General features: G+C 65.6%; 6 protein-coding genes and 1 tRNA gene. 4 read left to right on the forward strand and 3 right to left on the reverse strand.

From position 1 onward, the window contains the following. Positions 1 to 2: 2 nt before the first annotated feature. Positions 3 to 9,314 (reverse strand): fatty acid synthase subunit beta domain-containing protein, encoded by a 9,312-nt coding sequence (locus tag ACKAMS_RS12535; protein ID WP_336504416.1) that lies wholly within the window; start codon positions 9,312 to 9,314, stop codon positions 3 to 5. A 419-nt stretch (positions 9,315 to 9,733) separates the two neighbouring features. On the opposite strand from ACKAMS_RS12535, the gene ACKAMS_RS12540 reads away from it, so the two are divergent. Together ACKAMS_RS12540 and ACKAMS_RS12545 are read left to right on the forward strand one after the other, a co-directional pair. Continuing rightward, a complete protein-coding gene (locus ACKAMS_RS12540) occupies positions 9,734 to 10,450 on the forward strand; it encodes a hypothetical protein (protein WP_408989095.1) in 717 nt (238 codons plus the stop codon). A gap of 73 nt (positions 10,451 to 10,523) precedes the next feature. Continuing rightward, positions 10,524 to 10,605: transfer RNA gene (locus ACKAMS_RS12545), tRNA-Leu, on the forward strand. 57 nt (positions 10,606 to 10,662) lie between these two features. On the opposite strand, the gene ACKAMS_RS12550 is transcribed toward ACKAMS_RS12545, so the two are convergent. Beyond that, a complete protein-coding gene (locus tag ACKAMS_RS12550) occupies positions 10,663 to 11,382 on the reverse strand; it encodes an aspartate/glutamate racemase family protein (RefSeq protein ID WP_408989096.1) in 720 nt (239 codons plus the stop codon). Positions 11,383 to 11,566: 184 nt separating this feature from the next. Between ACKAMS_RS12550 and ACKAMS_RS12555 the strand changes: the two genes are divergently transcribed. Together ACKAMS_RS12555 and ACKAMS_RS12560 are read left to right on the forward strand one after the other, a co-directional pair. Continuing rightward, positions 11,567 to 11,974, forward strand: coding sequence for a transcriptional regulator (locus ACKAMS_RS12555; protein ID WP_279163994.1), 408 nt, complete (start codon positions 11,567 to 11,569; stop codon positions 11,972 to 11,974). Beyond that, complete coding sequence (locus tag ACKAMS_RS12560; RefSeq protein WP_003945334.1) at positions 11,971 to 12,351, forward strand: DUF3817 domain-containing protein; 381 nt, start codon at positions 11,971 to 11,973, stop codon at positions 12,349 to 12,351. Before ACKAMS_RS12555 ends, ACKAMS_RS12560 begins: the two co-directional genes overlap by 4 nt. A gap of 63 nt (positions 12,352 to 12,414) precedes the next feature. On the opposite strand, the gene rdgB is transcribed toward ACKAMS_RS12560, so the two are convergent. Then, complete coding sequence (rdgB, locus tag ACKAMS_RS12565; RefSeq protein WP_019749148.1) at positions 12,415 to 13,023, reverse strand: RdgB/HAM1 family non-canonical purine NTP pyrophosphatase; 609 nt, start codon at positions 13,021 to 13,023, stop codon at positions 12,415 to 12,417. Positions 13,024 to 13,025 lie beyond the last annotated feature (2 nt).

Genomic DNA, 13,025 nt, shown 5'->3' on the forward strand with positions numbered 1-13,025 from the left:
TATTACTTGCAGCCGGGCAGATTCGAGCGGTACACCAGATCTGCGCCGAGTCGTGCGTCCTCGCTCAGCAGCATGTCCGCTTCGAGCTGACGCGACGCCTTGGCCGGCGTTCCGTCGGCACCGAGGCGACGATCCGCCGGGCGCTCGTAGAGGCTGTCGCCACCGCACATCGCCTTGGCGAGGCGGCGCTGACCGTCGATCGTCCGCTGCTGCGCCGCAGCAACATAGTCGGCGCGCTTGTCGGCCGGAACCGACTCGACGAATGCCTGCGGGTGCACGACTGCGATCAGGCCGGAGACGTGACCGAAGCCGAGGCTGGTCAGCAGGCCGGCACGCAGCGGAAGCTGATCACCGAACTTGAGCGGCTGACGTGCCCACACGAGGTGCTCGAACTCGGCCATCTTGTCGTCGACGCAGTCGAGGCTGCGGTTCGGCGGGACGATGCCCTGGCTCAGTACCTGGCAGAGCCCGATCAGCTGGAAGGCTGCGGCACCACCCTTGGCGTGACCGGTCAGGCTCTTCTGCGAGACCACGAACATCGGCGCACCTTCACTGCGTCCCAATGCCCCGGCGAGGCGCTCGTGCAGCTCCGCCTCGTTGGGATCGTTGGCGGCAGTGGAGGTGTCGTGCTTGGAGATCACGGCGATGTCGTCGGCGCTCACGCCGAGAGCGTTGAGCGAGAGTGCGAGCTGCGAATCCGCTCCCCCACGTCCGGCGCCCAGCGCTCCGAGTCCCGGTGCCGGGATCGAGGTGTGGACACCGTCGGCGAACGATCCGGCCCAAGCGACCACACCGAGGACGGGCAAGCCCATCTCGAGTGCCAGGTCTCCGCGAGCGAGGAGAATCGTTCCGCCACCGGCCGACTCGACGAATCCGCCGCGGCGACGATCGTTGGCCCGCGAGAAGCGGCGATCCTCGATGCCCTTGGCGTGCATGTCCTCGGTCTTCGCAGTTGCCGACATGTCACCGAAGCCGATGATGCCTTCCGTGCTCAGATCGTCGAACCCGCCGGCAACAACCAACTGCGCCTTGCCGAGTCGGATCTTGTCGACGCCTTCTTCGACGGATACCGCTGCCGTGGCGCAGGCGGCGACGGGGTGAACCATCGCGCCGTAACCGCCGACGTACGACTGAACGACGTGCGCTGCAATGACGTTCGGCAGCGCTTCCTGCAGGATGTCGTTCGGACGGTTCTCGCCGAGCAGCGTGTCGATGTACAGGCTCCGCATGGAGGTCATGCCGCCCATGCCGGTGCCCTGTGTGTTGGCGACCAGGCTCGGGTGTACCCAGCGGAGCAGTTCGCTCGGAGTGAAGCCGCCGGTGAGGAAGGCGTCCACCGTTGCGACGATGTTCCAGAGTCCGACGCGGTCGACCGAATCTGCCATGTCGGCGGGGATGCCCCACTTGGTGACGTCGAAGTTGGTCGGGATCTGGCCGCCGACACTACGAGTCAGCTTCATCTTGCGCGGGACGCGGATCTCGGTGCCTGCGCGGCGAGTGACTGTCCAGTCTCCGGACTCGGCGGAAACCGTCGCCGTCGTGTTCTCCGGATCGGATTCGACGAAGGCCTGAGCCTCTGCCTCACTGCCGACCACGAAGCTCAGATCCTTGTCCAGGAACACGGAGGTGAGCAGCGGAGCGGTGTTGTCGATCATCGCGCCCTCGTCGACGTAGCGACGGATGCCGCAACGCTCGACGACTGCGTCGTGGTACTTGTCGGCGATTTCCGCCTCGGGTACCAGGTCACCGGATTCGACGTCGTACCAGCCCGGCTTGGGGTCGTTCTCCCAGACGATGAGTCCGGTGTTCCACGCCAATTCGAGAACGCCTGCGGCAGAGAGCTGCTCGTCGACCTCCATCTCGAAGCGGGTACGCGAGGAACCGTAGGGTCCGAGCTCTCCGGCACCCACGATGACCACGAGGTCCGCGGGGGTGACGTCCAGTTCGGGCCAGCTCGGAGCCTTGACCGAGTCGTCGATGCGAGCCGGCGTGGGCAGCGCCAGGATGCTGGACTCGTCCACTGCTTCGTCGACAGCCTCGGCGATCTCGGCAACCTCGGCAGCTTCCTTGGCCAAAGCACCCAGATCCAGGTTGGCCTCGGACAGTCCGCCGGTCAGGTCGACCTCGAGCGGAGCCTCTGCTGCAGCGCGCCGCGACTCGCGGGTTGCCGTCTTCAGCAGTTGGGTCGCCATCTCCTGGGTGGACCAGGTGCGGACGCCCGCAGCTTCGACCGCGTCGACGATCGGATCGTTGTGACCCATGAGTCCGGTTCCGCGAACCCAACCGATGACCGCGTGTGCCAACGTGACCCGCTCGGCCCAGTTCCGCTCGGCCTTCCAGCGGTTGACCACGGCGATCAGCGAAGCCTTGGCCTCACCGTAAGCACCGTCGCCGCCGAACGTTCCGCGGTTCGGCGAACCGGGCAGCACTACGTGCAGGTGCGTGTCGACATCGCTGTCGTAACCGATCTTCGACAGACCGCCGATGAGGCGCTCCACCGACCAGAGCAGCACGCGCATTTCCATTTCGGCGCGAGCGCCGGCGTCGGAGAGTTCGCCGCCGACACGCGGAGCTGCGAACGGGAAGAGCATCGTCGGCGTCATGGCCGGCTTGATGAGCTTCTTTGCGCCGCCTGCGTTCTCGGTGGCCTCGTTGCCGATCCAGTCGATCAGTGCGTCGACGTCGGTGTACGACGCCATGTTCGCGGGAACCACCCAGAGGGCGGCACCGGCGCGAGCGTTCTCGCGGTACAGGTCGCGGTAGAAGCCCAGACGCTGACCGTCGAGTCGTGAGGTGGTCACGAATACCGTTGCGCCACCGGCAAGGAGCTTGCCCGTGACCGCTGCCGCGATGGAACCCTTGCTGGCGCCGGTCACTACTGCGACCTCGCCTGCCCACTCGGGTGCGTCGGATTCTGTCGTCACGGCCGCATCAGCGATGCGGGTGTAGACCTCGGCGACCGCGGTGCGGCCTTCGTCGGTTGCACGGGTGGCCCACCACTTCGCCTGTGCGGCGACGGTGGAACCGGCACCGATGAAGTTCTCGACCGACAACGCGGTGTCACCGAGCCAAATACGAGCGAGATCCTCACGCGCACTTGCCCAACGGTCGTCGAGCAGCACGGCTTTCTGTGCGTCGAATGCCGGAGCAACCAGACGCGGCCAGTCGGAGCCGAGTTCAGCCGAGACCAGGTCGACCAGTTCGGTGTCCTCGACCGTCGCGACTGCCGTTTCTTCGTTCAGTCCGAGCTGCTCGAGTACCAGGCGTGCAGCCGAGGCCAGAACGCCGTTGCGTCCGGTGATGTTCTCGGTGAACTCACCCAGGGCGGCTGCGTCGACGGTTCCGCCGCTTCCGCCGCCGGTAGCCGGCAACGAGACGCTGACTCCGCGTGCAGAGCCGACCGAGGCAACTGCGCTGTCGATGACTGCGTCGACCGCTGCGGCGTCGGCCAGTGCGCCGGAGCTCAGGCCACCGAGGTCGCCGCCGCGGATGCTGGCGCCGTCACGGGTGCCGAGAGCCACTGCTGCGGTGACGTGGTGCGCCCAGCCGTCGCCCAGTTCCCAGACCTTCTTGACGCGGTCGGCGATGTAGCCGGGACGCTTGCCCGAGGGGCCGAAGACCTTGCGCAGGTGATCGTTGATCGAATCGGAGAGCACCGGTCCGAACGGCTTGTACGTACGGGCGAGCTTGTCGACGGTTGCTCCCAAGGAGCCCATGTCGGCATCCGCGGCACCGTCGATGGCGCCGAGGGACAGCTCGGAGCCGAGGTCGACCAGAAGCTGGTTACGACGCGAGGAGACGCCGTCGCACAGTGCCTCGATCGTGTCGGCGGGGCCGACCTGATCGGGACGGAGCTTGGTCCACAGGCTGATCAGGACCTTCGTGGCGTCGGGCGCCTTGAAGGTGAGGTCGTCCGGACGCGGTCCACCCGAGGGTGCAGCCGGCGCAGCAGCTGCAACCGGAGCAGCGGCCGCGGCAACCGGTGCAGCCTGCGCGGCAGGCGCTTCGATCTCGTCGTCGTCATCGACGGCGGGGTCGACGTCGGTGCCGTAGACGATCGCAGCTTCGCGCTCGACGTTGAGAACCTCGACCGGGTAGCCGAAGCGGCCCGGCAGCTTGAGGGTCTGCGACGCGAGGTTTGCAACGGTCGGGGCAGCACCGAGACCGATCTCGACGAAGCGTTCGACCCCGAGTCCACCTTCGGACTCGTCACCGAAGAGCAGGTCCTGCGTCTCGATCCAACGGACCGGGCTGGCGAACTGCCAAGCCAGCAGCTCGATCAGGATGATGCGGGACAACTCGTGAGTGCGCGTTGCGTAGCTGTCGAAGTCTGCAAGGACTTCCTGCAGCGGCTCGGACGGCACCAGGTCGGCGATTTCCTGAACGAAGTCACGACGCAGCGAGAACGGCTTCGGAACCAGGTTCGGGATGTAGCGGCCGATCAGGATGTCCGGATCGATGTCGTGCGGGAGCAAGTCCTGCAGGCACACGCGGAAGTCCGCCACGCCGCCACGAAGGACGGTGGAGTGGAACGGCACGTCGATGCCGGGAACCTGGATGTATGCCCGCTTGCCACCGAATTCTGCTCGGCGACGATCGATTTCGACCTCGAGTGCGTCGAGACCGGCTACCGAACCGGCGATGGCGTACTGGCTGCCGCGCAGGTTCAGGTTGACGATTTCGAGGAACTCACCGGAGGTCTCGGCGACACCGGCGACGAAGCCCTGCACGTCGTCGTCGGAAACACCGATCTGCGACGGGCGAATAGCAGCCATGCGGTAGTCGGAGCGACCGGCTTCGTCACGGGGAACGAGCTGGTGCATGGCGGAGCCACGCTGGAAGACGACCTCGAGAAGTGCTTCGAGCGGGAAAACCTCGGCGACAGCAGCGAGTGCGTTGTACTCACCGACCGAGTGACCGGCCAGAAGGGAATCCTCGATGAATGTTCCGGACTCGCGCAGCTCGGCAACCTGGGCAACACCGAGAACGGCCATGGCCACCTGGGTGAACTGAGTCAGGTGCAGGACACCGTCAGGATGCTTGTGCTCGACACCGCGCGCCTTGACGGTCACCGGGTTGTCGCGCACGACAGCGAGAATCGAGAATCCGAGCGCCTTGCGGGTGTGCTTGTCCGCACGCTCCCAGACGTCGCGGGCGGCCTTGGAGCGTGCACGAGCGTCGAGGCCCATGCCCGGGCGCTGGATGCCCTGGCCGGGGAAGGCGTAGACGGTCTTCGGTGCGGCAGTGCGGCCGGTGGCGACCATCACCAGTTCGCCGTCGATGCGGCAGCCGACCTCGACGATTTCTGCGCCCTGGTCGATGCCGACACGGTCGACGCGGACGTCGATCTCGGCGCCGGGGCGAACCATCCCGAGGAAGCGGGCGGTCCAGGCGGTCAGGCGGCGCGGCGGGACGCGGGTCTCGGCCGGGTCGACTGCGGTGACTACCTGTTGCGCTGCGGCGGAGAGCCACATGCCGTGCACGATCGGGGTTCCGAGGCCGGCCAGCAGAGCGGCGTTGTCGGAGGTGTGAATCGGGTTGTGGTCACCGGAAACCTGAGCGAACGCACCCATGCTGACCGGCGCGAGGATCTTCGCGTCACGGCGACGACGACGCGAGGTGTCGACAGCCGCATCGCTGATCGATCCACCGGCGCGAGCCGGGTCGGCGAGTTCGCCAGCGCCGGTGCGTCCGCGGATCGCGAAACGCTCGGTCATGGTGACGACTGCGGGGGCGTCGAGGCCCTCGCCGAGCATGGCACCGACCTCGACCTTGACCTCGACGACGCGACCGAGGTCGGTGTCGAGAACCGAGGCGACCTCGGCATTGACCACGAGAATGCTTGTCTCGGAGGGAAGTTCACCGACGAAGTCGACGGTGTGGTCGAGGTGGACCAGGTCGAGCATGCCTTCGATAACGGAAAGACTGTCGAGCTTGGCTGCGCCGAGGACTGCGAACACTGCAGGCCAGCATGCTCCGACGACGACGTCCGGAACAGCCTTGCCGCTGACACTGAGCGTGGTGGGCAGGCCGGAACCGGTGACACCGGCGTGATCGGCGATGCGATCGGGAACCCACGCGACGTTGAGGCGGGCCTTTCCGTTCTTGACTGTCGGAAGTTCCTGTCCGGCAGCAACTGCCAGCAGCGCGGACATCGCACCCTCGGCGTCTGCCTCGGTGACAACCGGAGCGCCGCCGTCTACGACGGACTCGGGGATGGTGATCGTGATGTCGACCGACTTGTCTGCCACCAACGGAACCGAGAGCAGCACGTGCGAGGAATCGACGACGGTCAAGCTGGACCCCGTGGTGCCGTGAACTGCCTTGTCGGCAGACTCTGCGTTCCACTCGTCGAGGTCGCCGAGGCGACGGACGGGGTTCTGGGTCAGGCGGCCGGCCCACTGGAGGTCGGGAGCGGAGAGGACGGCGTCGAGAAGTCCGGGTGCGGAATCCTGGTGGCGACGGCTCGCGAGTGCAACCGGAGCGGCTCCGGCAGCAACCAATTCGTCGTAGGTCGCCTTCTCGAAGCGATCGAGCAGGTCACCGACCGGCTCGTCGACACGGGTGATGCCCGCGACGGCAACGGTGCCGGGGATGACACAAACCTGATCGGCGGTGTAGCGGGGATCGTGTGCCTGCCACAGGGAGTCGCTGCGCCACCAACGGCGAACGTCACCGTCGACGACGGGAACGAAGTTGACCGGCTTGCCCGGCGTCTTGCACAACGAGGTGAAGAACGAGACGTCTGCGGGATGCAGAACCGTCGTCGAGTAGTCCGGGTACGACGCCTGCAGTGCGCAGATCGCAGCCTCGGGGCGCTCGAGAGTCTCGGCGTCGCCGAACAGTGTGGGGATCGGGCCACGGTCGACCGGGTGCAGACGCGCCTCGGTGCGCTGGAGCATCTCGCCGAAGCGAGCACGCCAGGTGATGTCGAGCCACGGGCTCGAGGTCGCCTCGACGATGGCGTCCTGAAGATCTGCGCCGCAATCGAATTCCTTCGCCGCGTCGATACCGACGGTCAGCTCGAGGTAGCGGCGCAGCCACTGTGCGTACGTCATGGTCTCGACGTCGCCGAAGTACGGCTTGGCGGTGACGTCGAGGGCGGCGATGATCTCGTCGCGGCGCTCTGCCACTGCCTCGGAATCGCCGGCAACCTCGTCGAGGAGGCGTCCGGTGCGCGAAGCCGCGTTGTCGATCTCGTGAATGTCGGCACCGAGCTGGCTACGGCCAGAGGCCATTCCGCCTTCGGCGGTACCGGCACCGACCCAATCCGGTGTACCGGGCGTGTCGACGAGGAGCTGCTTGACCTCAGGAGAGGTGGTGGCCTCTAGAGTCGCCATGGCTGCCGTGCCGACCAGGATGCCGTCGACGGGCATGGCCGGGAAACCGGCTGCGGCAGACCAGCGACCGGTGAGGTAATCGGCTGCTCGCTCGGGTGTTCCGATGCCGCCGCCGACGCAGATGACCAAGTTCGGACGTGTACGCAGCTCGGCGTACGTGTCGAGGAGCAGGTCGTCGAGGTCTTCCCACGAGTGGTGTCCGCCGGCGCGGCCGCCTTCGATGTGGACGATGACCGGGAAGTTCGGAACCTCGTTGGCGATGCGGATCACGGAGCGGATCTGCGCCACGGTGCCGGGCTTGAACGCGATGTTGGTGATGCCGATCTCGGACAGCTCGTCGATGAGGGCAACGGCCTCTTCGAGTTCCGGGATACCGGCGGTGACGATGACGCCGTCGATGGGAGCGCCGGCAGTACGGGCACGCTGCACCAGGCGCTTGCCACCGAGCTGCAGCTTCCACAGGTACGGGTCGAGGAACAGGGAGTTGAACTGGACCGCGCGGCCCGGCTCGAGCAACATCTTCAGCTCTGCGACACGGTCTTCGAAGATTTCCTCGGTGACCTGTCCGCCACCGGCGAGCTCAGCCCAGTGACCGGCATTGGCTGCTGCGGCAACGATCTTGGCGTCGACCGTCGTCGGCGTCATGCCTGCGAGCAGGATGGGTGAACGACCGGTCAGCTTCGTGAACGCCGTCTCGACGCCGATGCGGCCACCGGGAAGCGAAACAGGCTTCGGCGCGAATTCGCTCCACGAACGTGAGACCTCAGGCGCAGCACCGGGGGTGAGCAGATTGCGGTGTCCGCCGCGGGTGGCGGCGGCGATGATGCCGATGCCCTGCCCACGCAGCGAAGAGGACGTCATACGGGTCAGCTGATCGCTGGGCCCGAGATCGAGAATCCACTTGGCGCCGGCGGAGATTGCGCCGTCGACAGCCTCGACCCAGTCGACCGGATCGACGAGGACACCCTGTGCAAGTTCACGCGCACGGTCGGCATCGAGACCGCAACGGGTTGCCCAGCTGCCGACAAGTTCGACGGCCTCGGCCAATGCTGGGTGATGGAAGCCGATTTCGGTGTCGAGCGGATCGAAGGACGGAGCGAAGACGGAACCGCCACGCTTCTTGCCCTCTCGCTCGCGAGCTTCTTCGGCTTCGATCTGCTCGCAACGCTCTTGCACGCGTGCCAGCTGAGCGGGCGGTCCGGCGAGAACGACGCGGCGACGGCCGTTGCGAATGGCGAGAACAGCCGCGCGTTCGGGGGCAACACCCTCGGCAAGCTCGGCGACGATGGCGGCGAGACGCTCGGGATCGACGCCCGAGACCGCAACCATCGGCTTCGCGGAGGCGCCGGCGATGACGCCGCGGCGACGGCCGACCAGGCTGGCAGCAGCACCGACGAGCTGTGCGACGGCGAGGAGTTCACCGTCGTCGTTGCCCTGCGCGGCTACGGCAGCGGTGGCCAGCAGGCCCTGCGAGTGGCCGATGACGGCAGCAGGCGGGTTGCCGGCTACATCCAGACCCTGAGCGGAGAGTGCACGCAACGCCGCAAGCTGCGTGAGGAAGACGCCGGGGAGTGACACCGGAGCTGCGGTGAGCGCGGCAGCGGAAGGCCCGGCCGACTTCTCACCTTCTTCTTCGTCGACGATCTCGGCTTCGAGCATCCACGCGATCGGATCGAATCCGACCGGGCGAACCACGAGGAGATCCTGTGCGACGGGCGCGAGGCGTGCTGCTGCGTCATTGACCAGATCGGTCAGAACGGGCTCCAGGCCGTTGTCACGGCTGAGCTCCTCGAGCGAAGTGAGCCAGGGAGCGCCCTGTCCACCGAAAGCGATTGCGTAGGAAACGCCGTTGTTCAGCGAATCGACGAGGGCACCTTTGCTGGTCGTGCGGGACTGTCCCCCATCGACGCCGAAACGGCGTCCACCCTTCGAGTCGCGTCCGTTTCCTGTAGGTGTCGTGTCATCGATCGTCACGCGTACGTCCTCTCCTGGTCACCTCTGCGGCGAGGTGGGATTTGCGGTGTGCTGCCCGGCTGAAGTGCTCGCGAATTCGTCGAGAGAATCGACGGAGTCAGGGCGTTCGTGCAAGACAAGGTTTACACAGAATCATGAGGATTTCCTCACGTTTGTCGGCACCCTGGAAATCTGGACTTTCGAGGCCGTGATCTTCCTCACGAGACTTCGAGAAAGTGACTCGCGAGTAGGTCGCGAACGCCCTGCCTGGGACTGTTACCGGGATTTTCAGAAACCTGAGGAACCCCTCATATTTATTGTTACCAATTCGTGACCTCCTTGACGGACGGTCGATCCCGTGCGTTCCGGGCCACCATCTGTCGGACCCCCTCGCTACGTTCAGCGCGTCCACACCGGACAACTTCTCGGGGGGAGAAAACATGAAAGACACAGACGTAGTCAGAGCGGCCGAATTCATCGGCGCCGAGCTTCCGCGCGAGGCGTGGCCGCATTGGAATCAGGGATGGCCGCGCGAGTCCGAAGCCGCCCTTCTCGACGCGATCTTCTCGTCGCGCGCCGCCTACGGAACACCGAAGACCGGAGTCCGCGCCGTCGTCGACCGTTGGCGCACACACCGCTCGGTAGCCGCAGGCGAACACCTCGACAGCTTGTCCGCTCTCGCCGCCTTCACCGACCGTGGCGACGAGCTCGCAACGATTCTCGGCAATCGCCAGCGCGTGCCGGGCAACTACTTCACCAAAGCCGAAGGCGCGGCTCGTGCGGCCAAAGCGCTCGCCGACGCCGGTTGCCGGTGCGGTGCCGACGTCGAGGACACCGAAGGCCTCCGTTCGGCAGTCGTCTCCGTTCCAGGCCTGGGCCCCAGGACCTTCGAGACGCTGGTGTTCCTGTCCGGGAAGTTGACGGCAACTTCGATAGATCTACTTGCACGGTTCGCCACCGAAGCAAGCAGTAGCGAGGAATTGTTGTCGAGCACCGACGCAGCCGAGTTGCTAGTTGCGGTTGCCGAACATCTCGATGTCGATGTTCCAACACTCACCCACGCTGCGTGGCGGTATCAACGCACGGCCGAGCAACCTCGCAGATCGAAGAAATCCACCATGCCGCCCGCAGCGGATCCACTCGCCGAAACGGCCTGAGAGCGGGCGGGCGCATCCCGACCAGGGTGGTGTGCCCGCGAGCGATTCCACTCGCGTATCCTTTGAATTCCGCGCGCGAGTGGCGGAATTGGCAGACGCGCTGGATTTAGGTTCCAGTGTCTCAGGACGTGGGGGTTCAAGTCCCCCCTCGCGCACAACGAAAAGCCCCGCCGGATCAGATCCGGCGGGGCTTTTTCGGTTCTAGATCAGGCTCAGCGCTTTCGAGCCTTGACCGGCGGGGTCATGTATGTCGTCCGGCTCGGCGTCAGCCCCAGACGGACCGAGCTCTCCAACCACGTGATCGCCGACGCCGTCGGATCCACAACCGGAACGTGAATCCCTTTGCCATGCAGCCTGTCTCGGACCGCACTGGTCACACCGAGCATCCCGGTGCAACCGAGAACGACGGAATCGGCCTCGCCGTTCTGCACTGCCGCAGACGCCTGAGCGGCCAGTCGATCGATCAGTTCCTCCCGATCGGTGAGGCCCAGCACCGGCATGTCCACGACTCGAATACTGCCCAGCCGACTATCGAGCCCATACCGCCGAGTGAGCGATCGCAGCATGGGCACGACGTTCGGCAGGATGGTCACGACACCGACGCGATCGCCCAGACTCATCGCTGTCAGAAATGACGGCTCGAAGCCGCCGACCACCGGAGCGTCGATGATCTCTCGGGCGGCATGCACTCCAGGATCGGCGAAACACGTGATGAATACACCGTCGACGCCTTCGGCTGCCGCCTCTTCGACCCTCTGCACGATCCCGGGGCCGGCCAGTGCCTCGTCGTACTCGGACTCGATGCTCGCCGTGCCAGAGAGCAGTGACACGACATCGACCGTCGTGCCGGGCGCCGCCCAGTGCTCCACCTCGGCTGTCACCGCCGGAGTCAGTGTGGTGTCGATGACCGGGCGAATCACTCTGATGTGCATGAAACACTCCCCTGCTTTCGGATACGCCCGAGGTTATCGATGCAGCACAGCTGGGAAAATGTGTTCAGTGCCTGGCGTTGCGGGTGAGGATGGGCATAGCGCACAGGTGCTGTGGAACGGCTTCTACGACACCGTGTCGGAGATCGCAGGGCGAGGCACTATAGCTCTCAGGTACCGTCTTAGTGTGTCCAAGAACGCTACTAAACGCCGACCTGCGCTGATTCTGCTGGTCATCGTGTCAGCTGCCGGCTGCCTCTCGCTCGGCTGGTGGCAGTGGGAGCGCTTCGAAGCCGTCGGAGGCACCGGACAGAATCTCGGGTACGCGTTCCAGTGGCCGCTGTTCGCGGCGTTTGTCGTGTACGCGTATCGCAAGTTCGTTCAGCTCGAAGACGTGGACCCCGAAGAGGCCGAAGCCGAGGAAGCCGCCGCGGAGCCGCGTGAGATTCCCGCCGACCTCTTGCCGCAACGCCCGCAGGCCGAGTTCGACGATGTGAACCTCGACGTCGACGACCCTGAAGCCCGCCAAATGCTGGAATACAACGACTACCTTGCGCAGCTCGCCGCTCGCGAGTCCGATAGGAGCACGACGTGAGTACCGGTTCGGAAGCGAGCATCGCTACCCCCGCAGTCAACGCAGAAAAGCAGAAGAAGGTTGCGTCGGCGCTCGTCCGATACCGCGTTCTCGCCTGGATCACCGGCCTCTGGCTGCTGTTCCTGACCGGCGAGATGGTCTACAAGTACCTGATTCTCGACAATTCGGCGGACGCACCGTCGTGGTTGTTCTACATCGGCCAGATCCACGGCCTGTTCTACATGCTCTATCTCGTGTTCACGATCGACTTGGCGATCAAGGCCCGGTGGAAGCCCGGTACGACGGTTGCCACCGCGCTCGCCGGCACGATCCCGTTCCTGTCGTTCGTGTTCGAGCACAAGCGAACTGCCCAGGTGAAGCAGGCTTATCAGCTCTGAGAGTTTCGAAAAGTAGAGCCCTGAACGCAGACGCGTTCAGGGCTCTACTTTTCGAAATTCGGTTCAGCCGGCCAGTGCCGCCAGCGCCGGAACGAGTTGCACGAGCGCGCGCCCTCGATGTGACGCCGCATCCTTCTCGGCCGGGGTGAGTTCAGCGGCAGAGCGGGTGTCGCCGTCCGGACGGAAGATGGGGTCGTATCCGAAGCCCCCGTCGCCGGCTGGTTCTCGGCCGATCACCCCGCGCCATTCGCCGCGCACGACAGTCTCGTCGCCGCCGGGGATCACCAGTGCACAGGCGGAGACGAATGCCGCGCCGCGCCGCTCGTCTGGCACGTCTCCCAGCTGAGCCAGGACAAGCGCCGTGTTGGCGCCGTCGTTGCCGTGAGTGCCCGACCATCGCGCGGACAGCACGCCGGGCATACCGTTGAGTGCATCGATCTCGACACCGGAATCATCTGCGATGCAAGGCATTCCGGTTGCCGCCGCGCCGTCACGTGCCTTGGCGAGTGCATTCTCCTCGAACGTCGCCCCGGTCTCGGGGGCTTCGGGGAACGGCGGCACCTCGTCGAGCCCGACCAGTTCGATTCCGTTCACTCCAGCGGCGTCGAGCACCCGGTGAAGTTCCTTCAGTTTCTTGGCATTTCGGCTGGCAACCAGTACTCGTACGCTCACAG

Origin of the sequence: Rhodococcus sp. 5A-K4, from assembly GCF_046097995.1 — a bacterium.
In the GTDB taxonomy this organism is placed as follows: domain Bacteria; phylum Actinomycetota; class Actinomycetes; order Mycobacteriales; family Mycobacteriaceae; genus Rhodococcus_F; species Rhodococcus_F erythropolis.